This window comes from Rhizobium sp. TRM95796 (genome assembly GCF_025779995.1).
Taxonomy (GTDB): Bacteria; Pseudomonadota; Alphaproteobacteria; order Rhizobiales; family Rhizobiaceae; genus Rhizobium_E.
This window is the reverse complement of sequence record NZ_JAOXHE010000008.1, coordinates 164,095-182,908: the sequence shown is the minus strand read 5'-3', so window position 1 is coordinate 182,908 and position 18,814 is coordinate 164,095. Positions and strand designations below refer to the sequence as shown.

The 18,814-nt window shown below is 62.8% G+C and carries 22 protein-coding genes; 11 read left to right on the top strand and 11 right to left on the bottom strand.

From position 1 onward, the window contains the following. Window positions 1-44: 44 nt before the first annotated feature. Together OCK01_RS17365 and OCK01_RS17360 are read right to left on the bottom strand one after the other, a co-directional pair. Entirely contained in the window at window positions 45-887 is an 843-nt protein-coding gene (locus OCK01_RS17365) for an AAA family ATPase (protein WP_263825016.1), read from the bottom strand. A gap of 109 nt (window positions 888-996) precedes the next feature. Further along, a complete protein-coding gene (locus OCK01_RS17360; RefSeq protein ID WP_246697381.1) occupies window positions 997-1,260 on the bottom strand; it encodes a hypothetical protein in 264 nt (87 codons plus the stop codon). A gap of 115 nt (window positions 1,261-1,375) precedes the next feature. Here OCK01_RS17360 and OCK01_RS17355 point away from each other — a divergent pair, with 115 nt between their 5' ends. Together OCK01_RS17355 and OCK01_RS17350 are read left to right on the top strand one after the other, a co-directional pair. Further along, a complete protein-coding gene (locus tag OCK01_RS17355; RefSeq protein ID WP_263825015.1) occupies window positions 1,376-2,272 on the top strand; it encodes an HpcH/HpaI aldolase/citrate lyase family protein in 897 nt (298 codons plus the stop codon). Then, window positions 2,269-2,475, top strand: coding sequence for a DUF1737 domain-containing protein (locus OCK01_RS17350; protein ID WP_263825014.1), 207 nt, complete (start codon window positions 2,269-2,271; stop codon window positions 2,473-2,475). The genes OCK01_RS17355 and OCK01_RS17350 overlap by 4 nt, the downstream gene beginning before the upstream one ends. A 9-nt stretch (window positions 2,476-2,484) precedes the next feature. Here the strand turns inward: OCK01_RS17350 and OCK01_RS17345 are convergent, their stop codons facing one another. From OCK01_RS17345 to OCK01_RS17330, 4 genes are all read right to left on the bottom strand, one after another. Continuing rightward, entirely contained in the window at window positions 2,485-3,033 is a 549-nt protein-coding gene (locus tag OCK01_RS17345; protein WP_263825013.1) for a GNAT family N-acetyltransferase, read from the bottom strand. 66 nt (window positions 3,034-3,099) lie between these two features. After that, window positions 3,100-3,846, bottom strand: a complete 747-nt coding sequence (locus OCK01_RS17340; protein ID WP_263825012.1) for a Bax inhibitor-1/YccA family protein — start codon at window positions 3,844-3,846, stop codon at window positions 3,100-3,102. 199 nt (window positions 3,847-4,045) lie between these two features. After that, window positions 4,046-6,598: an ABC transporter permease gene (locus OCK01_RS17335; protein ID WP_263825011.1), complete on the bottom strand. Its 2,553-nt coding sequence runs from the start codon at window positions 6,596-6,598 to the stop codon at window positions 4,046-4,048. Further along, the gene (locus OCK01_RS17330; protein ID WP_263825010.1) at window positions 6,595-7,275 is read right to left on the bottom strand and encodes an ABC transporter ATP-binding protein; all 681 of its coding nucleotides are present in this window, start codon (window positions 7,273-7,275) and stop codon (window positions 6,595-6,597) included. Before OCK01_RS17330 ends, OCK01_RS17335 begins: the two co-directional genes overlap by 4 nt. 75 nt (window positions 7,276-7,350) lie before the next feature. Between OCK01_RS17330 and OCK01_RS17325 the strand changes: the two genes are divergently transcribed. Both OCK01_RS17325 and thpR read left to right on the top strand, forming a co-directional pair. Then, window positions 7,351-7,998 carry an arylesterase gene (locus OCK01_RS17325; RefSeq protein WP_263825009.1) on the top strand — a complete coding sequence of 216 codons (648 nt, stop codon included), beginning with the start codon at window positions 7,351-7,353 and terminating at the stop codon, window positions 7,996-7,998. Window positions 7,999-8,095: 97 nt separating this feature from the next. Next, entirely contained in the window at window positions 8,096-8,674 is a 579-nt protein-coding gene (gene thpR / locus OCK01_RS17320) for an RNA 2',3'-cyclic phosphodiesterase (protein ID WP_263825008.1), read from the top strand. Window positions 8,675-8,681: 7 nt separating this feature from the next. Here the strand turns inward: thpR and OCK01_RS17315 are convergent, their stop codons facing one another. After that, window positions 8,682-9,173: a low molecular weight protein-tyrosine-phosphatase gene (locus OCK01_RS17315; RefSeq protein ID WP_263825007.1), complete on the bottom strand. Its 492-nt coding sequence runs from the start codon at window positions 9,171-9,173 to the stop codon at window positions 8,682-8,684. Between the two features lie 29 nt (window positions 9,174-9,202). Here OCK01_RS17315 and OCK01_RS17310 point away from each other — a divergent pair, with 29 nt between their 5' ends. From OCK01_RS17310 to OCK01_RS17285, 6 genes are all read left to right on the top strand, one after another. Next, window positions 9,203-9,502, top strand: coding sequence for a 4a-hydroxytetrahydrobiopterin dehydratase (locus OCK01_RS17310; RefSeq protein ID WP_263825006.1), 300 nt, complete (start codon window positions 9,203-9,205; stop codon window positions 9,500-9,502). 51 nt (window positions 9,503-9,553) lie between these two features. Beyond that, on the top strand, window positions 9,554-9,949 hold the full coding sequence (locus OCK01_RS17305; RefSeq protein ID WP_263825005.1) for a YkvA family protein: 396 nt from the start codon (window positions 9,554-9,556) through the stop codon (window positions 9,947-9,949). A 222-nt stretch (window positions 9,950-10,171) separates the two neighbouring features. After that, the gene (locus tag OCK01_RS17300) at window positions 10,172-10,681 is read left to right on the top strand and encodes an invasion associated locus B family protein (protein ID WP_182828017.1); all 510 of its coding nucleotides are present in this window, start codon (window positions 10,172-10,174) and stop codon (window positions 10,679-10,681) included. A 249-nt stretch (window positions 10,682-10,930) separates the two neighbouring features. Next, window positions 10,931-12,121 (top strand): 23S rRNA (adenine(2503)-C(2))-methyltransferase RlmN, encoded by a 1,191-nt coding sequence (gene rlmN / locus OCK01_RS17295; protein WP_246697598.1) that lies wholly within the window; start codon window positions 10,931-10,933, stop codon window positions 12,119-12,121. Between the two features lie 258 nt (window positions 12,122-12,379). Further along, on the top strand, window positions 12,380-12,736 hold the full coding sequence (locus OCK01_RS17290) for a YciI family protein (protein ID WP_182828015.1): 357 nt from the start codon (window positions 12,380-12,382) through the stop codon (window positions 12,734-12,736). A 56-nt stretch (window positions 12,737-12,792) separates the two neighbouring features. After that, a complete protein-coding gene (locus tag OCK01_RS17285; RefSeq protein ID WP_263825004.1) occupies window positions 12,793-14,037 on the top strand; it encodes an RNA polymerase sigma factor in 1,245 nt (414 codons plus the stop codon). Here OCK01_RS17285 and OCK01_RS17280 read toward each other — a convergent pair. Further along, window positions 14,018-14,659, bottom strand: a complete 642-nt coding sequence (locus tag OCK01_RS17280) for a LysE family translocator (RefSeq protein WP_263825178.1) — start codon at window positions 14,657-14,659, stop codon at window positions 14,018-14,020. The two genes, OCK01_RS17285 and OCK01_RS17280, sit on opposite strands and share 20 nt — an antisense overlap. An 11-nt stretch (window positions 14,660-14,670) precedes the next feature. Beyond that, complete coding sequence (locus OCK01_RS17275; protein WP_263825003.1) at window positions 14,671-15,534, bottom strand: SDR family NAD(P)-dependent oxidoreductase; 864 nt, start codon at window positions 15,532-15,534, stop codon at window positions 14,671-14,673. A gap of 231 nt (window positions 15,535-15,765) precedes the next feature. On the opposite strand from OCK01_RS17275, the gene OCK01_RS17270 reads away from it, so the two are divergent. Next, complete coding sequence (locus OCK01_RS17270) at window positions 15,766-16,989, top strand: argininosuccinate synthase (RefSeq protein ID WP_137157109.1); 1,224 nt, start codon at window positions 15,766-15,768, stop codon at window positions 16,987-16,989. A gap of 55 nt (window positions 16,990-17,044) precedes the next feature. Here OCK01_RS17270 and OCK01_RS17265 read toward each other — a convergent pair whose 3' ends face one another. Beyond that, on the bottom strand, window positions 17,045-18,226 hold the full coding sequence (locus OCK01_RS17265; protein ID WP_412179030.1) for a multidrug effflux MFS transporter: 1,182 nt from the start codon (window positions 18,224-18,226) through the stop codon (window positions 17,045-17,047). An 11-nt stretch (window positions 18,227-18,237) separates the two neighbouring features. Further along, window positions 18,238-18,711, bottom strand: a complete 474-nt coding sequence (locus tag OCK01_RS17260; protein ID WP_263825001.1) for a MarR family winged helix-turn-helix transcriptional regulator — start codon at window positions 18,709-18,711, stop codon at window positions 18,238-18,240. Window positions 18,712-18,814: the final 103 nt, after the last annotated feature.

Genomic DNA, 18,814 nt, shown 5'->3' with positions numbered 1-18,814 from the left:
AGCAGATGATTTACGGGCGAAAAGCTTGCTCAGGGCTTCTCGCCCTAACGCATCTCGCGCCGCGCCATGAAGGCGAGCCGTTCGAAGAGATGCACATCCTGCTCGTTTTTGAGGAGCGCGCCATGCAGACGCGGCAGAGCATTGGCGGGATTGGCCGCCAGCGTCTCGGGCTCCACATCCTCCGACACCAGCAGCCGGATCCAGTCGAGCGCTTCGGACGTCGACGGCTTCTTCTTGAGCCCTGGCGTTTCGCGGATCTCGAAAAACCGGGTCAGGGCCGAGTGCAGGAGACGCTGCTTGATGCCGGGATAATGCACCTCGACGATGCGGCCGAGCGTCTCTGCGTCGGGAAAGCGGATGAAATGGAAGAAGCAACGGCGCAGGAAGGCGTCCGGCAGTTCCTTCTCGTTGTTCGACGTGATGATGACGATCGGGCGATGCAGCGCCTTGATCGTCTCATTCGTCTCGTAAACATGAAATTCCATCCGGTCGAGCTCCTGCAGGAGATCGTTGGGGAATTCGATATCGGCTTTGTCGATCTCGTCGATCAGCAGCACCACGCGCTCGGAGGCCTCGAACGCCTCCCAGAGCTTGCCCTTGCGGATATAGTTGCGGATGTCTTGAACCCTGACATCGCCGAGCTGGCTGTCGCGCAGCCGCGAAACAGCGTCGTAATCGTAAAGCCCCTGCTGCGCCTTGGTCGTCGACTTGACGTTCCATTCGATGAATCCCAGGCCGAGGCTTTGGGCGATCTGCCGGGCGAGTTCGGTCTTGCCGGTGCCCGGCTCCCCCTTGACCAGCAAAGGACGTTCCAGACGGATAGCGGCGTTGACCGCGACCATCAGGTCCCTGTCGGCGATATAGCTGTCGGTTCCGGTGAATTGCATGTCAGGCTCTGGGCGTCTGAAAAACAGTCTGTATGGCGAATGTAGGATACAAAAAAGGCGGAACGCATGTCCGCCTTCGATCGGCCTGGGTTCTCGCCCGGCCGCGCCGTCACATGTCGATGATGGTGCCCTTGCCGTCGTTCCAGACCCGCATAGCCTCTTCGCGCTGACGGGCGCGATAGCGCGCATAGACACGGGCCGGTTGCTGTGTCGCTCCCGAATCGATCATTGCCGAAAGCCAGTAGCCAAACGCCAGCACCGCCATAGCGCCGATCAGGGCAAGGCCGATCGATGCGGTGAACACGGCGGCGACGGCGACCATCGTCAGGCCTGCCAGGGTCAGGAAGAAAGAACGAACGCTTTTCATGGTCATCACCACTCCTTCTCGAGGTAATGTGGGCGAGAAAGCCGCGATTTGCAAGGGTCAGAGGGTCGCACGGCGCCGAGTTATTCTTGATCGCCTCTGCGCCATTGGCCATAAATGGCGGATGACACATGATCTTCGCCCTTCGAGGCCCTCCCGTTCGATTCTCTGCCTGCCCGGCTCCAACGAACGCGCCATCGCCAAACTGGCGTCGCTGCGTATGGATGCGGTGATTCTCGATCTCGAAGACGCCGTCGCCGAGGGCGAGAAGGCGACGGCGCGCGACAAGATCCGCGCCTTCTTTCAAGGGCCGCCGATGGAGGGCGTCGAGCGGATCATCCGCATCAACGATCTCGGCTCCCGCCATGCTATGAAGGATCTGGCGCTGGTTCTGGAAACCAGTCCCGACGCCGTGCTCATCCCGAAAGTGCGCTCACCGTCCGACATTCTCGATGTTTCCGCCCATCTGGCCGACAACGACGCGCCAGAAACGATCCGCATCTGGGCAATGATGGAGACGCCGCTCTCGATCCTCAACGCCGGCGCCATTGCCGCGACGGGCCGCACCGCAGGAGGTCGGCTGGATGCGCTGGTGGTGGGTCTCAATGACCTTCGCAAGGATACGGGCGTTCTGCCCGATCCCGACAGGACCTTCGTGACGCCCTGGCTGATGCAGGTGGTGCTGGCGGGCCACGCCTACGGGCTCAGGGTGATCGACGCGGTGTGCAACGACTTCCGCGATCTCGAGCGCTTCGACCGGGAATGCGCAACGGGTCGCGCCATGGGCTTCGACGGCAAGATGCTGATCCACCCGGCCCAAATCGCCGCGGCCAATGCCCGCTACCGCCCATCGGCCGACGAAATCGCCGAGGCCGACGAGATCATCGCCGGCTTCACCGCGCCGGGCGCGGAGCAGGTGAACGCGCTTGACATCGGCGGCCGCATGGTCGAACGGCTTCATTATGAACAGGCCCTGGCGCTGAAGGCGCGGGCAGACCTCATCGCACGGAGAGATCCTTGAAAGTCTATCGTTTCCTCACCGGCCCCGACGACGCCTCGTTCTGCCACCGCGTCACCGACGCGCTCAACAAAGGCTGGGACCTGCACGGCGCGCCGTCGCTGACGTTCAACAGCGCGACCGGCCAGATGATGGCCGGCCAGGCCGTGGTGAAGGACGTTCCGGGCAAGGACTATCACCCGGATATCAAGCTGTCGGAACAGTAAGACAGGCGATCAGGGCTGGCGCAGCTTCGGCTCGGCTGCGGGAAGCGTGGTCGCGCCTTCGCCGAGTTCGAGCTGCATCAGCACCGTGTCGACCCATTGGCCGAATTTGAAGCCGGAGGCGGGCATGCGGCCGACATGCTTGAAGCCGGCTTTTTCATGCAGCGCCACCGAGGCAGGATTGCCGCCGCCGATTACGGCGATCATCTGGCGCAGGCCGAGTTCGGCGCTGCGGCTCATCAGAGCATCGAGCAAAGTCGAGCCGACGCCCAGGCCGCGACCGTCGGCGGCCACATAGATCGAATCTTCGACGAGATAGCGATAGGCCGGACGGGTGCGGAAGGGCGAGCCATAGGCGTAGCCGACCACATTTCCTGACGCATTCACAGCCACGAGATAGGGATAGTTCTGGCCGGTGACTGTTTCGAAGCGGGCGAGCATTTCGGCTTCTGTCGGCGGCTCAAGCTCATAGGTGCCGATGCCGTTGAGCACCGATTCGCGATAGATCGCGGTGATGGCGGGAATATCGGCGACGGTGGCGTCGCGCAGGCTGATCTTCATGGCTGCCTCGCATTAAAAAAGGGCGGCATGACTGCCGCCCTTCGATGGTCATGACTTCAGCAGGTCTTACTCGCGGTTGCCCAGGAAGCGCAACATGAAAAGGAAGAGGTTGATGAAGTCCATATAGAGGCTGAGCGCGCCCATGACGGCCTTCTTGCCGGCCACTTCGACGCCATCGGCTTCCCAGTACATTTCCTTGATGCGCTGCGTGTCCCAGGCGGTCAGGCCGGCGAACACCAACACGCCGATCACCGAGACGGCGAAATCAAGCGCCGACGACTGCAGGAAGAGATTGACGAGCGAGGCGATGATCAGGCCGAACAGACCCATCATCAGGAACGAGCCCATGCCCGACAGGCTGCGCTTGGTGGTGTAGCCATAGAGCGACAGCGCGCCGAACGAGGCTGCGGTCACGGCGAAGGTCTGCACGATCGAAGCGTCGGTGTAGACCAGAAAGATCGACGACAGCGAAGCGCCCACGAGCGCGGCATAGGCCCAGAAGGTCATCTGCGCCGACGCCAGGCTCATCTTCTCAATTCGGAAGGACAGGAAGAACACCAGAGCCAGCGGCGCGAACATCACCACATATTTCAGCGGGCTCATATAGATCGCCTGACCGAACGCGGTCAGTTGTCCGCCCGACACCGCCATTGCGGAGAAGGCGTAGGCCACCACGGCGGTCAACGCCACGCCCAGCGCCATCAGGTTGTAGACGCGGAGCATGTAAGAGCGCAGACCCTGGTCGATATCGGCATCCGCGCGCGCGGCGGCGGGATTGCTCATTCGGGTTTGGAAGTCTCTCAAGTCAGCCATTGTGTCCTCTAACAAAGCTCCGTTGTTGATCCGCCAGCCGCCTCGTGTGAGGGGATCGCCGGCGCAGCTCGCGGAGCTCCAGCAAGCATGTCGTGAATATGGGACCCGGCGCTGCCGCTGGCAAGCCCGAATGCATGACAAATGCGCAAGCTTCTTCAACCCATGGTAAAGCGGGCCCAAAAGCGGTGTTCACCTCGGCTCAAAGCTCGCGCAGAACCGGCGCGGCTTTCTGTCCGAGCACCCGCCAGGTGCCGAGAAAGCCGGTGCCGGCCGTCACCACCAGCGCCACCGCGAGCGTCCAGAGCGCAGCGCCCGGTAGGAACCGGAACGGCAACTCCATGATCTCCGTCACCACATACCAAGAGGCGACCGAGGCCGCGGCCAAGGCAAAGATCGACGCCGACAGACCGAGCAGCGCATATTCGTAGAAATAGGCGCGCGTCAGCATCGAGCGTCGGGCGCCGAGCGTCTTCAGCACCACCGCGTCGTGAATGCGGGCGCGATTGCCGGCGGCGATCGCGCCCGACAGCACCAGCACGGAGACGACCAGGGCGATGGAGGCGGCGGCGCGGACGGCGGTGGCCAGTTGTCCGACGAGATTGGAGGCGATGTCGAGCGCGTCCTTGACACGGATCGAGGTGATGCCGGGATAGGCGTTGGTGACCGAGCGCATCACCGCCTGCTCGTCGGCGGGCGTGGCGGCATGATCCGTCAACGTCGCCAGCCAGGCATGCGGCGCCCCCTTGAAGGTGTTGGGCGAGAAGACCATCACGAAATTGATCGACATCGAGCGCCATTCCACCTCCCGGAAATTGGCGATCCTGGCGGTGATGTTGCGGCCCAAAACATTGACGGTCACGGTGTCGCCGATCTTGAGACCCAGCTGACGACCTTCTTCGCTGGCGAAGGACACCAGCGGCTCGCCGCTGTAATCCTTGTCCCACCATGCGCCCTCTTCCACGCGGGAATTTTCCGGCACGGTTTCGGAATAGGTGATGCCGCGGTCGCCCTGCAGCACCCAGCGCGCCTCCTGCGGCACGCTGCGCTTTTGCACATCCTCGCCGTTGAAAGCGAGGATGCGGCCGCGCAGCATCGGCACGCTGCCGACGTCGCCGTTCGGGGCCGTCGTCTTGACCACGTTCCTGAAGCCGTCGATGTCGCGGTTCTGAATATCGATGAAGAAAAAGTTCGGCGCCTTTTCGGCCATCGCGCCGGCAAGACTGCCGCGCAGATTGCCCTCGATCAATGCGAGCGCCGACAGAAGCGTGAGGCCCAACCCCAGCGACAGGATCACCGAACTCGTCAGCGCGCCGGGTCGATGGATATTGCCGATCGCCAGTCTCAGCGCCGGCGAACGAACCTGCCGGACGCGCCTGGCAAGCGCGGCGACGCCGACGGCGACCAGCCTGAGAACGAGAAAGGCGCTCGCGGTCGAGGCCACGAAGACAAAGGCCAGGAAGCGCTGTTCGGCCGAGAAGACGGCCAGCGCCGCAACCGCCATAAACACTGCGCCCGCTGCGATGTAATATCGCGCCGGCACGCGCCAGCCCGTCTCGCTCTGGCTGCGGAAGAGCTCGGTCGCCCGCACGAGGCGGCTGCGTCCGAGCGGCAGGATCGAAAATGCGAGCGTGATCAGCAGGCCAAAGAGCGTGGCGAGACCGAGGGCGCGGGGATAGAGCGTCAACCCCTCCGGCGCCGGCATGTAACCCTTGAGGAAATAGCCCACCACCGGCGTGATCGCCGCCCCGACCGCGAGACCGCCGATGATCGCGAGCGTCGCGATCAGCAGGATCTGAATGAGATAGACCATGACGATCAATCGGCCGGGAGCGCCCAGGCTCTTGAAGCAGGCGATCACGCCGCGCTTTGCGTCGAGATAGGCGGTCACGGCATTGGCGACGCCGACTCCGCCGGCGGCCAGCGCCGCGAGCCCGACCAGCGTCAGGAATTCCGAAAAGCGCTCGATATTGTTGGACAGAGCCGGCGCGGCATTGCCGGATCCGCGGATGGCCCAGCCGGCTTCGGGAAATTTCGCCTGCGCCTCGCGCCGGATCTCGCCGTTGCTCTTCGCGCCCGCCGGAAGCTTGATCCGGTAGTTGTTGTCGACCAGACTGCCCGTCTGCATCAGGCCGCTTCTGACCAGCGCGTCGCGGGCGATCAACAGACGCGGCGCAAACGCGAAGCCGTCGGACAGCTGATCGGGCTCCGAGACGATCCGTCCGCGGATTTCGATCTGCATATCGCCGATCAGGACCCTGTCGCCCACCTTGCCGCCGAGCCGGTCGAGCAGCATCGGTTGCGCCAGCGCGCCATAAACGCCGTCCCGCTCCGCGAGCAACTCGGCGAGAGGCCGGTCGGGATCGGCCACGAATGCGCCATAGAGGGGATAAAGGCCGTCCACCGCCTTGAGTTCGGACAGCGTCTGCCGCGTCTTGTCTTCGCTGCGCACCATGGAGCGCATGTTGGAGGCCACGGCGACCTCGCCGAGACTGTCGAGATAGGCGCGTTCGGCCGTATTGGCTTCCCGCTGCTTGAGCTCGAAGCGAATGTCGCCGGCGAGGATTTCGCGGCCGCGGCCTTCGAGCGCCTCCGACATCGAGGCGGCGACCGAATTGACGCCGGCAATGGCGGCCGTGCCGAGAAGAATGCAGAGGATGAAGATCCTGAAGCCGCTCAGACCTCCGCGCATTTCACGAATGGCGAAGCGCCAGGCCAGCGACCAGTCTCTGAAGAGCGATCCCGCGCCCGTCATGCGGCCCGATCCAGGATCTGGCCGGAGCGGATGCGGATCTGTCGCTGGCAGCGGGCCGCAAGCGATGGATCGTGGGTGACGAGCAGCAGGGTCATGCCGCGCTCCGCTTGCTTGGCGAACAGAAGATCGGCGATCTGACGCCCGGTTTCGACGTCGAGATTGCCTGTCGGCTCGTCGGCGATCAACAATTTGGGCGATGGCGCGAGCGCTCGGGCGATGGCCACGCGCTGCTGCTCGCCGCCCGAGAGCTGGCCCGGATAATGATGCAGCCTTTCGCCGAGCCCGACCGCCTGCAACTCGCGCCGCGCAATGGCGAAGGCGTCGCCGCTGCCGGCGAGTTCGAGCGGAACGGCCACATTCTCGATCGCCGTCATATTGGGAATGAGATGGAAGGACTGAAAGACGATGCCGATATTGCGGCCGCGAAAGGCGGCCAATCGATCCTCGCTGGCTTTGTGCAGCGCTTCCCCGGCGATGACGAGCTCGCCGGCGTCGAGACTTTCCAGGCCCGCAAGCACCATCAGAAGCGTGGACTTGCCGGAACCCGAGGGACCGGTGACCCCGTTGGATGTGCCGGATTCGATGCTAAGACTGAGATCCTTCAGCACATGCACGGCGCTCGCCCCCTCCCCGAGAGTCAGATCCGCGTTTTTCAGCTCGATGATGGTTTCAACCACGGGGCGCCGGTCCTATATCTTTTTGACGAGGCGCAGGCCGCCTCTTTTTCCGCATCGCAAGGTAGGAGACGAGTGATGAGATTTAAAGCCGCGTTCAAGACTTTGTTATCTCTCGCGGGCCTCGCTGCGATCCTGTCGGGATTAGGTACGGCGGCGCGCGCCGAACCGATCAATCTCGTCGGCCTCGGCGATTCGTTGATGGCCGGCTATCAGTTGCCGCCGGACGAGGCCTTCCCGGCGCGGCTCGAAAAAAGGCTGAGAGACAAAGGCTTCGACGTGACGATCACCAATGCGGGCGTGTCCGGCGACACCACCGCCGACGGTCTCGCCCGGCTGGACTGGTCGGTGCCGGACGGAACCGACGGCGTGATCCTGGAACTCGGCGCCAATGACGCCTTGCGCGGCCTCCCGCCGACTGAAACGCGCAAGAACCTCGACGCCATTCTGGCGCGCCTCAAGGAGCGCAACATCCCGGTCGTCATGATGGGCATGCTCGCCCCGCCCAATCTCGGCCAGGATTTCGCCGCCGCCTTCAACCCGATCTACCCGGATCTCGCCAAGACATATGACGTCGCGCTCTATCCGTTCGTGCTGGACGGCGTCGCCCTGGACCCCTCGCTACAGCTCGAGGATCGCATGCATCCCAACGGCAAGGGAACCGATGTGATGGCTGACAAGTTTCTGCCGGTAGCAGAAATGTTTCTCAAAAACCTCGGTTCATGAATTTTTTATGCGCTGCGGGATAATCTGGAAACATCAATTGCGCTGACGCCGAATTAATGATTCGTTCATGTCAGAGAAGCGATTCGAGGAGCTCGTCATGCCGAGATTGTTCACCGCCCTCGAAATCCCGCAGAGCGCAGCCTTGAGTCTGTCACTGTTGCGGGGTGGACTTCCCGGAGCGCGTTGGATCGACAGGGAGAATTTCCACCTCACCCTGCGCTTCATCGGCGATGTCGATCACCGCACCGCCGATGATCTGGTCAACGGCCTCGATCGCGTTCATCGAACACAGTTCGACCTGTCGCTGGTTGGAACGGGCCTGTTCGGCTCCAAGAAACCGCACAGTATCTGGGCAGGCGTGCAGCCGTCCGCGGCGCTGAACGCGCTGCAGGCGGATATAGAGCGGGTTTGTCAACGGATCGGACTGCCGCCCGAACCGAGAAAATTCATGCCGCATGTCACCTTGGCGCGGCTGAAAAACGCCCGGGTCGAAGACGTCGTGCATTATATGAATGGGCGCGGCAATTTCTCCGCCGGCCCCTTCACCGTCACGCGATTCGTGGTGATGTCGTCGCGCGATTCGGTCGGCGGCGGACCCTATGTGGTCGAAGAAGTTTATCCGCTCGATATCCCCCGGCAGAAAGCGCCGGGCGCCGCACTGGAATTGAGGCCCTGAGTCGGCTTCAAACCCGCTCGCCCGGGCGGGTTGGGGGATAGAGAAAGGCTAGAAGCTTGGCGCAACCGGCGTCGAGCATGTCGAAGACCTTCTGGAAATCACGGTCGTCGCCGTAATAGGGGTCCGGGACGTCACGGTGTTCACCGCCGACGAAATCCATGAACAGATGGATATCGGCGCTGGAATCATGCGGAGCGATGCGCACGATGTCGCGCAGATTGCTGCGATCCATGGCGAAGATCATATCGAAATCGTTGAAATCGCTGGGGCTGATCTTTCGCGCTCGCTGCTCGGAAATGTCTACCCCCCGTCGTCGCCCGATCGCGATCGAGCGGGCGTCGGGGGCCTCTCCCTGATGCCAGCCGCCGGTGCCGGCCGAATCGGTCGATACGAGATGAGACAATCCCCGCATCTCGGCGCGATGGCGAAGAATGCCCTCGCCGAGCGGTGAACGGCAGATATTGCCGAGACAGACGAACAGAATCTTGCGATGATCCATAGCGATCCGGTGCGATGAGGAGGCGATACATGGCGCGCGACAGGTTTACCCCTAGCGAGATGGAAAACGCTCTACAAGAACTCGATGGCTGGACGCTCGCCGAGGGCGGGGATTCGATATCCCGACGATTTCGCTTTGCGGATTTCGCCGCCGCCTTCGGCTTCATGGCGGAATGCGCCGTCTACGCCGAAAAGATCGATCATCATCCGGAATGGAGCAACGTCTACCGGAATGTCGATGTGCGTCTCACCACGCATTCCGCCAAGGGCCTGACCGAGCTCGACATCGCCTTGGCCGCTTTCATGGACAAGGTCGCCCGGCGGCATTGAACAGCGGAACTTCTCCCCCATATCATTAGTTGGAAGGGCCGAGGATCTGCTATGAACGACATTAAAATCGGTGAAATCTTGTTGCCTGGTGAAGAGGCCGACACGGAGAAGCGCGAGGCGAAGGTCCGCACGCGCTTTTGGCCGGTGCTGAAGAAGGCTTTCTCCAGGCTTACATTCGCCCGCGACGTCGTGGCGAGCTATTATTGCGCGATCGATCCCGCCACGCCCCGTCGCGTCAAGGCCATACTGTTGGCGGCGCTCGCCTATTTCATCCTGCCATTCGACACGATACCCGATCTTCTGGCCGTCGTCGGGTTCAGTGATGATATCGCGGTGCTCGCCGCGGCGATCGCCGCCGTGCGGAGCTCGCTGAAACCGGAGCATTTCGATCAGGCCGATACGGCGCTCGAACTCGAAAAACTCGCCTCTTCCCAATCGAAAGGCTGAGCGGGGTGCCGGATTCGCCCCATTCTCGCCCAATTCCTGCTCTCACTCGCAAGACATGGTGTCGTTCGGCATCACACGAGACTTGCAAGGACGACCGCGCTCCCGGCCGCCTGTGTCGATAGGCGACTGTCGTTGAGAGTTTGGTAACCTGAATAAAGGCATAATGACCGCAAAGAAGGCGCGCGCCGTCGCGCCGGTCCCTGAGTTAATCGGAAGGAAATCATGTTTGCGAAAACACTGACTGCCGCCCTTCTGGCCGTCACGGCCATCGCCACGTCCGCTTATGCCCAGGCGCCGACGCGCATCGAGCAATTCAAGGCGTGGGGCGCATATTTTTACCAAGGCGGCAGCGGCAAGGTTTGCTATGTGCTCACCGTGCCGGACCCCAAGCAGCTGACCCCTGCCAATGTCGATCATGGCGACATCTTCTTTCTGGTGACCCAGCGTCCCGGACAGAACATCTCCTATGAGCCGCAGGCCATGCTCGGCTACGAGTTGCAGGCCGGCTCCAAGGTCAATGTGCAGATCGACGACAAGTCCTTCACCATGTTCACCAAGGGCAAGTCCGCCTGGCTCGAAAACGCCGCCGAAGAGCCTGCCCTCGTCCAGGCCATGCGCTCCGGCAAGTCGATGACCATGGGCGCCGTATCGCGCAAGGGCACGAAGACAGGCTACGTCTTTTCGCTCTCAGGTATTTCGGCCGCGCTGAAAAAGATCGAGAACTGCCAGTAAGGCGTCTCACCTAAAATCTGACGAGGCCGGGCGCTGAGCGCCCGGCCTTTGCCATTTCTGCACAGCCGCTGCCGACAGGCGCGCGAAGGGGTGACTTGCGGGACTTTCCATGATAAGGCGCTCGCAAAAGGCCCATTATCAGGGCATGCCGCGCCGCGATCCTGTCGCAGGCAGCGCAGGGCGTGCCGCTCAGGGAATTCTGCCATGGATATGATGACCGCCGTGAGCCCCTCGGCTCCGACCTCTTTAATGCCCGACGCCCTGTCGTTCGAAAACCGCCCGTCGCTGATCGGCCTCACCCGTGAGGAACTGGCCGAGGCGCTGGTCGAGAAAGGCGTGCCGCAGCGTCAGGCGAAGATGCGGGTGCAGCAGGTCTGGCACTGGCTCTATATTCGCGGCATTTCCGATTTCGACCATATGCTCAACGTCTCGAAGGATCTGCGCCAGCTTCTGAAGACGCATTTCACCATCGCGCGCCCCGAAATCGTCGAGGAACAGATCTCCAATGACGGCACACGCAAATGGCTGCTGCGCTTTCCGCCGCGCGGCGCGGGCCGCCCCGTCGAGGTCGAGACGGTCTATATTCCCGAAGAAGGCCGCGGCACGCTCTGCATCTCGTCGCAGGTGGGCTGTTCGCTCACCTGCGATTTCTGTCACACCGGCACGCAGCGCCTGGTGCGCAACCTCACCTCCGAGGAAATCATCTCGCAGCTTCTGCTCGCCCGCGACCGGCTCGGCGATTTCCCGGACCGTGAAGCGCCGCAGGGCGCGATCGTGCCGGCCGAGGGCCGCAAGGTCACCAATGTCGTGATGATGGGCATGGGCGAACCGCTCTACAATTTCGAAAACGTGAAGCGCGCTTTGCTCGTCGCCTCCGACGGCGACGGCCTGTCGCTGTCCAAGCGCCGCATCACGCTGTCGACCTCCGGCGTCGTGCCGGAAATCTATCGCACCGGCGCGGAAACCGGCGTGATGCTGGCGATTTCGCTGCACGCCACCAATGACGAACTGCGCGACAAGCTGGTGCCGATCAACAAGAAATATCCGCTCAAGGAGCTGATGGAGGCCTGCCGCGCCTATCCCGGCCTGTCGAATGCCCGCCGCATCACTTTCGAATATGTGATGCTGAAAGGCGTCAATGACAGTCTCGCCGACGCCAAGAACTTGATCAAGCTGCTCAAGGGCGTGCCGGCCAAGATCAATCTCATTCCCTTCAATCCCTGGCCGGGTTCGAAATACGAGTGTTCGGACTGGGAAACGATCGAGGCCTTCGCCGATTTCATCAATCAGGCAGGCTATGCGAGCCCGATCCGCACGCCGCGCGGTCGCGATATTCTCGCCGCCTGCGGGCAGCTGAAGTCGGAATCCGAACGCATGCGCAAGACCGAGCGCCTCGCCTTCGAAGCGATGATGATCGCCAATCACGGCGAAGACGACTGATAAGCCCTGCAGCCGGCCGAAAAATTTGACGCGATCCGGAAACGGGTCGCGTTTCTATTTTGGCAGGCGCCTTTTTCTTTTTTCCGTGATTTTAAGATGCTGGCGCTCCGGCGAGAGGCTTGGCGGAGGCGTGAGCGTGATATTCCAGGTTTTTCCCTAAAATTTTCTCGGGACGATGTCGATCCGCAAAACTCTGTTCGTCCTTGTCTCGCCGCATGATGATCGCGACGCGGCCGCGACGGAAAACAGGAGATTCGTATGAAATACATCGCGCTGATCTACACCAATCCGGAAACCGACGAGCGTCCCAATACGCCCGAATTTGGAAAGATGATGGCCGGCTACGACGCCTGCAACAAGGCCTATGCCGAAGCCGGCGTCTATGTCGGCGGCGACGCCCTGCAGCCGCCGATGACGGCGACGACGGTGCGCGTGCGCGGCGGCAAGACCGAAACCATGGACGGCCCCTTTGCCGAAACCAAGGAACAGCTCGGCGGCTTCTACATTCTCGACTGCAAGGATCTCGACGAAGCGGTGAAGTTCGCCGCGATGATCCCGCATGCCGCGAGCGGCGCCGTCGAAGTGCGCCCGTTGATGATCTTCGACGCGGAATGACGGCCGGAGCGCAAGGCGCTAATGAGGACGACGTCGCTTTAGCGCTGGATGCCGTGATGCGTCGGGATGGCGGTCGCCTTCTGTCGGGCCTCGTCAGCGTCTTGCGAAACTTCCAGCTGGCCGAAGACAGCCTGCAGGATGCGGTCGAAGCCGCGCTCCTGCATTGGCGACGGGTCGGCCTCCCGCATTCGCCCACGGGCTGGCTGATGCGCGCGGCGCGGCGAAAGGCGCTCGACCGCCTGCGTCGCGCCCAGAATTTCAGCCGCAAGTCGCCCGACATCGGCCGGCTCTACAACATGCTCGCCGAATCCCGTACGGAGGAGGAAGAGGAGCGAGATTTCTTCCGCGACGAACGGCTGGCGCTGATCTTCACCTGCTGCCATCCCGCCCTCGACCGGAAAACCAGCGTAGCGCTGACCCTCAGATCGATCTGCGGCCTCAAGACAGAGGAAGTGGCCGACGCCTTTCTGGATACGATAGAAGCCATGGCGCAACGGCTGGTCCGCGCCCGCCACAAGATCGCCAAGGCCGGCATTGCCTATCAGGTCCCTGGACCCGAGGACTGGCGTGAACGGCTGGAGAATGTGCTGGCCGTCGTCTATCTGATGTTCAACGAGGGCTACGCGTCATCAGGGGAGCATCTGCTGCGGGCCGATCTCTGCGCGGAGGCAATCCGGATCGCCCGGCTTCTGACGACACTAGCGCCAGATGAAAGCGAGGTCGAAGGCCTGCTCGCCCTGATGCTGCTGCATCACGCTCGCCGCGATTCGCGGCAGAATGCTGACGGATCGCTCGCCACGCTGGAACAGCAGGATCGACGTCTCTGGCGCAGCGACGAGATCGACGAAGGCCGGCAGGTGATCGAGCAAGCGCTCAAGCGAGGAACGCCGGGCCCCTACCAACTACAGGCGGCAATCGCAGCGCTGCATGCGGAGGCGCCGAGCTTCGCCGAGACCGACTGGCCGCAAATTCTGGCCCTATACGACATATTGGCGGCGAGATTCAGCAATCCGATCTTCGAACTCAATCGCATCGTCGCCCTTTCCTTCGCGCAAAGCCCTCAAGAGGCGCTCGCGGCTCTGGAGCCGCTGGGACGGCTGCTCGGCGCCTATCAGCCGTTTCACGCCGCCCATGCCGATCTCCTGATGCGAACGGGCAAACTTTCGGAGGCGGCGCTCGCCTTTTCCATCGCCCGCGATCTGTCGCAAAACGCCGCCGAGCAGGATTTTCTCGAACGGCGCCTGAAGGAATGTCAAAGCCTGATGCCGCCGCCGGACGCGCTCAGCGCGCCTGGGTCATGAAGATTTTGACCGCGAAGAGCGAAAAGACGCCGGCGAAGGTGTAGTCGATGCCGCGCAGGACCTTGCGGTTGGCGGCGAGCCAGCCGGCGAGCTTCTCGGCCGTGAGCACGATGATCAGATTGACCGGCATGCCGACGAGAATGAACCAGAAGCCGAGAAAGATGAGCTTGCCGGTCACATGCGGATCGTTGGCGGTGACGAATTGCGGCAGGAAGGTCATGAAGAAGATGATGACCTTGGGGTTCATCAAATTGACGGTAAAGCCCGAGACGAAGTTGGCGAGGCCGGATTTCGCCGGCCCATCCGCCTTCTTCACCGACAGGCTGGAGCCGTGCCGGATTGCCTGGATCGCCAACCAGACGAGATAACCGGCCCCGCCCGTCTTCAGGATCAGGAAGGCGGTCGGCGACGCCACGATCAGGGCCGAGACGCCGAAGGCCACCAGCAGCGTATGGATGACGATCCCGGAGGAGGTGCCCATGACCACCATGATCCCGCCCGCCTTGCCGTCCGACAGCGCCCGGCTGATCGAGATCGTCATATCAGGCCCCGGCGTGATCGCCAGCACCCAGCACATGCCGGTGAAGGTCAGGAGCGTGGCGAGGCTGGGCAGGAACTCCATCATGGCAGGGATCACTCTCCGGCGATGAACGCCTTGAACTTGTCGGCATAATCGGGATGCCAGCGGCTGAGCGGCGGGCGGTTGTCGATGATGTCATGCGCGGCCCAGAATATGCGCTTTTCATCGAGGTCGCGCGGCACGTCATTGTCGGGGCAGAGAATATAGAAATCGCCGCGCGTCAAGCTTTCCATCATGAAATCGACGGTCTGTTCCGGCGTCCAGGCGGCGGCGGGCTTTTCGCTGCGGCCATTGGCCGTGAGACCGGTGAACACGAAGCCCGGAATGAGCAGATGCGCCGACAGCGCGCCGCCCTCGACATTGCGCAATTCATGCGCCAGCGCCTCGGTGAAGGCTTTGACGCCGGCTTTGGCGGTGTTGTAGGCGGGATCGCCGGGGGGCGTGGTGATGCCCTGCTTGGAGCCGGTGTTGATGATCAGCCCGTGCTCGCCATGCGCCAGCATTTTCTGGCCGAAGACGCGGCTGCCATGGATGACGCCCCAGAGATTCACGTGGAACACTTTTTCCCAATTCTCGAGCGGGCCGAACAGCGCGCTGCCGGGCTGGATGCCGGCATTGTTCATGAGCACATGCACTTTGCCGAAACGGCTTTCCGCGTCTTCCGAGAGGATTTCGATCTCCGCGAGGCTCGACACGTCGGTGGGGATCGCCGCCACCGCGTCCTGGCCGCGCGGCGCAATCGCAACCACCGCCTTTTCCGCTTCGATCAACCGGTCGCCGCCGAGATCGGCGAGGACGACGTTCATGTCGAGTTCGGCAAACCGCTTGACGGCGGCGAGCCCGATGCCCGAGGCGGCGCCGGTGACCACAGCGGTGGCTTGGGGTTTGAAGACGGGGTGAAGCGCGTTATCGTTCATGAAGGCCTCCCTTGGCTGGTTCTTGCGCAGAACCCGAATAATGACTGGGCTCCATGCCTGTTCCCTTTTTCGTAGCGGAAAGCGGGGCCTGCCGCCACCTATCCATCCACTGCGGCGGAAATGTCCAGATTTCGCAGCGTCTGAGCCCACTCGCCGCCGCCCCCGGGCTTGAAACTGCCGCCAATAGGGCTAAAAGACCCCCGATATCTCGAACCCTGATGGATTTTTGCCATGGCGCTTCCCAAAGACGTGAAGAAAGTCGTTCTCGCCTATTCCGGCGGTCTCGACACCTCGATCATCCTGAAATGGCTGCAGACCGAACTCGGCGCTGAAGTCGTGACCTTCACCGCCGATCTCGGCCAGGGCGAAGAGCTGGAGCCGGCCCGCAAGAAAGCCGAGATGCTCGGCATCAAGGAAATCTTCATCGAGGACGTCCGCGAAGAATTCGTCCGCGACTTCGTCTTCCCGATGTTCCGCGCCAACGCCGTCTATGAAGGCGTCTATCTGCTCGGCACCTCTATCGCCCGTCCGCTGATCTCCAAGCATCTGATCGAGATCGCCAAGAAGACCGGCGCCGACGCCATCGCCCATGGCGCGACCGGCAAAGGCAACGACCAGGTTCGCTTCGAGCTCTCCGCCTATGCGCTGAACCCGGACATCAAGATCATCGCGCCCTGGCGCGACTGGTCGTTCAAGAGCCGCACCGACCTCCTGGAATTCGCCGAACAGCACCAGATCCCGGTCGCCAAGGACAAGAAGGGCGAAGCCCCCTTCTCCGTCGACGCCAACCTCCTGCACTCCTCTTCCGAAGGCAAGGTTCTCGAAGATCCGAGCCAGGAAGCGCCCGAATATGTGCATATGCGCACCATTTCGCCGGAAGCCGCGCCCGACAAGGCGACGATCATCAAGATCGGCTTCCGCAAGGGCGACGCCTGCTCGATCAATGGCGTTGAGATGAGCCCCGCGACGCTGCTGGCCGAACTCAACAATTACGGCCGCGACAACGGCATCGGCCGTCTCGACCTGGTCGAAAACCGTTTCGTCGGCATGAAGAGCCGCGGCGTCTATGAAACGCCGGGCGGCACGATCCTGCTTTCGGCGCATCGCGCCATCGAATCGATCACGCTCGACCGCGGCGCCGCCCATCTCAAGGACGAGATCATGCCGCGCTACGCCGAGCTGATCTATTACGGCTTCTGGTTCTCGCCCGAGCGCGAAATGCTGCAGGCGCTGATCGACAAGAGCCAGGAGCATGTCGAAGGCGAAGTGACGCTCAAGCTCTACAAGGGCAATGTCATGGTCATCGGCCGTGAATCGTCCAAGTCGCTCTATTCCGACCAGCTCGTCACCTTCGAAGACGACCAGGGCGCTTACGACCAGAAGGACGCCGCCGGCTTCATCAAGCTCAACGCTCTGCGCCTTCGCACGCTCGGCAAGCGCAACCTCAAGGGCTGAGCCCTGTTTCACGTGAGTCAAAAACGCCCGTCGCTCCCCGAGCGGCGGGCGTTTTCTATGAGGCCGCTTTGGCCCAGGCCGCAGTGAAGATGACGTAAGCCAGGAGCGCCACGAGCTCCATGGTCGGGATGATCAGGCCGAAAGCCGAGAGCGGATCGCCGATCCAAGCGGCGGCCGCCCCGCCCAGAAAGCCCGATCCCATCTGGATGAAGCCCATCAACGCCGCGGCCGTGCCGGCAAAATGCGGATAGGGCGTCAGGCCCGCCGTGGTGATGTCGGGGATCACGAAAGCCATCCCGAAGGAACAGAACGCCACCGGCAGCATGATCGACAGGAAGCTGGGCTCGACGAGACGGGTCGACAGGAAGATCGCCGCACCGCCCGTAACGGTAAGGACGAGCCCGATGCGCACAGCCCAGCCGGGCGGCAGTCGCGGTGAGACAAGTCGCAATGCGACGCTGCCGGCGAAATAGGAGCCGGTTTGCATCAGCATGCCCAGACCGAAAGCGACCGGCGTCAGCCCGACACGATTGATCAGGATGAAGGGCAGCATGGTCGACTGCGCGTAAAGCGCCCCGACGATGCCGGCCAGCACCAGCGCAGACGACAGAACCCGGAGATCGCCCGCCAGCGTTCCATAGGCTTTCGCGAGCCGCACGGGACGGATGAGCGCCGGGTCCGGCCGCGACGTTTCCGGCATAAAGAAGAAGACGACGGCGGCGCTCGCTGCACCGAAGATCACCATCAGCAGGAACACGGCGCGCCAGTCGAACAGCGCGAGCGCCAGCCCGCCGAGCGTCGGCCCCAACGCCGGGCCCACCGCCAGCATGATGCCGATCATGTTGAGCAGCCGGCTGGCCTCGGCGCCGGTGAACTGGTCGCGAACGATGGCGCGCGACACGGTGACGCCGACGGAAGCGCCCATGCCCTGCACCAGACGCGCAACCAGCAGCGCCTCGACCGAGGGCGCAGCGGCGGCGCCGATGCTGCCGGCGAGATAGATAGCGAGGAAGAACAGGCTCGCCTGGCGCCGCCCGAAGGCGTCCGAGGCCGGCCCCGACAGCAGTTGCGCGCAGGCGAAGCCGATGAAATAGACAGACAACGACAGTTTGATCATCGACTCGGTCGTGCCGAAAGCCTCGACCAGTTCCGGCATGGCGGGCGTGTAGAGCGCCATCGACACCGGCCCGAGCGCGATAAGCAAGGCGCCGATCAGGCTCGTCCTGAGGCTCGACATGCGGGCGGGGCTCACGCTTTTTCGGCCTTGCCGCAACCCGTCTGCGGCGCATCGAGCCGACGCCGGAGAGCGTCGCGGAGAATAACGAGACCATCGAGGAAACGCGCCCTGTCAGCCGCGTCGAATTCCGCAAACAGTTGATCATAGAGATCGCCGGCGCGGGACCGGACGGCGGCCAGAACAGTCTCCGCCTGCTCGGTCGTGCGGACATTCTTGGCGCGACGGTCGCGCGGATCGGGCGTCCGTTCCACGTAACCGGCCTTTTCCAGCCGATCCAGATAGGCGCAGACCGTCATCGGCTCCACACCCATGGCCTCGGCGATCTCCGCCTGCCGCGCCCCGCCGCGTTCGGCGACATGGGCGAGCGCCCGCGCCTCCGACGACGTCAGGCCGAGCCCCGCGTCGGCGAGTTCGCGTTCGATGGCGGCGCGCAACAGCCGGGCCGCCTCCGCCATGAGATATCCGAGACTGTCGCTTTGGGTCATGCCCGCTCCGAAAATTTAGTAAGCTTCACTTATTATCTGGGTGGCATAGTTTCAAGCGCGGCGATTTTCTCGCCGTTCTTTTCCGCCCATCGCCATTTTGCCG

Bases quoted from the DNA above. Each gene is read 5' to 3' on its own strand.
- OCK01_RS17365 (WP_263825016.1), bottom strand. From the start codon at position 887: ATGCAATTCACCGGAACCGACAGCTATATCGCCGACAGGGACCTGATG.
- OCK01_RS17360 (WP_246697381.1), bottom strand. From the start codon at position 1,260: ATGACCATGAAAAGCGTTCGTTCTTTCTTCCTGACCCTGGCAGGCCTG.
- OCK01_RS17355 (WP_263825015.1), top strand. From the start codon at position 1,376: ATGACACATGATCTTCGCCCTTCGAGGCCCTCCCGTTCGATTCTCTGC.
- OCK01_RS17345 (WP_263825013.1), bottom strand. From the start codon at position 3,033: ATGAAGATCAGCCTGCGCGACGCCACCGTCGCCGATATTCCCGCCATC.
- OCK01_RS17340 (WP_263825012.1), bottom strand. From the start codon at position 3,846: ATGGCTGACTTGAGAGACTTCCAAACCCGAATGAGCAATCCCGCCGCC.
- OCK01_RS17335 (WP_263825011.1), bottom strand. From the start codon at position 6,598: ATGACGGGCGCGGGATCGCTCTTCAGAGACTGGTCGCTGGCCTGGCGC.
- OCK01_RS17325 (WP_263825009.1), top strand. From the start codon at position 7,351: ATGAGATTTAAAGCCGCGTTCAAGACTTTGTTATCTCTCGCGGGCCTC.
- thpR (WP_263825008.1), top strand. From the start codon at position 8,096: ATGCCGAGATTGTTCACCGCCCTCGAAATCCCGCAGAGCGCAGCCTTG.
- OCK01_RS17315 (WP_263825007.1), bottom strand. From the start codon at position 9,173: ATGGATCATCGCAAGATTCTGTTCGTCTGTCTCGGCAATATCTGCCGT.
- OCK01_RS17310 (WP_263825006.1), top strand. From the start codon at position 9,203: ATGGCGCGCGACAGGTTTACCCCTAGCGAGATGGAAAACGCTCTACAA.
- OCK01_RS17305 (WP_263825005.1), top strand. From the start codon at position 9,554: ATGAACGACATTAAAATCGGTGAAATCTTGTTGCCTGGTGAAGAGGCC.
- OCK01_RS17300 (WP_182828017.1), top strand. From the start codon at position 10,172: ATGTTTGCGAAAACACTGACTGCCGCCCTTCTGGCCGTCACGGCCATC.
- rlmN (WP_246697598.1), top strand. From the start codon at position 10,931: ATGCCCGACGCCCTGTCGTTCGAAAACCGCCCGTCGCTGATCGGCCTC.
- OCK01_RS17290 (WP_182828015.1), top strand. From the start codon at position 12,380: ATGAAATACATCGCGCTGATCTACACCAATCCGGAAACCGACGAGCGT.
- OCK01_RS17285 (WP_263825004.1), top strand. From the start codon at position 12,793: ATGCGTCGGGATGGCGGTCGCCTTCTGTCGGGCCTCGTCAGCGTCTTG.
- OCK01_RS17280 (WP_263825178.1), bottom strand. From the start codon at position 14,659: ATGGAGTTCCTGCCCAGCCTCGCCACGCTCCTGACCTTCACCGGCATG.
- OCK01_RS17275 (WP_263825003.1), bottom strand. From the start codon at position 15,534: ATGAACGATAACGCGCTTCACCCCGTCTTCAAACCCCAAGCCACCGCT.
- OCK01_RS17270 (WP_137157109.1), top strand. From the start codon at position 15,766: ATGGCGCTTCCCAAAGACGTGAAGAAAGTCGTTCTCGCCTATTCCGGC.
- OCK01_RS17265 (WP_412179030.1), bottom strand. From the start codon at position 18,226: ATGTCGAGCCTCAGGACGAGCCTGATCGGCGCCTTGCTTATCGCGCTC.
- OCK01_RS17260 (WP_263825001.1), bottom strand. From the start codon at position 18,711: ATGACCCAAAGCGACAGTCTCGGATATCTCATGGCGGAGGCGGCCCGG.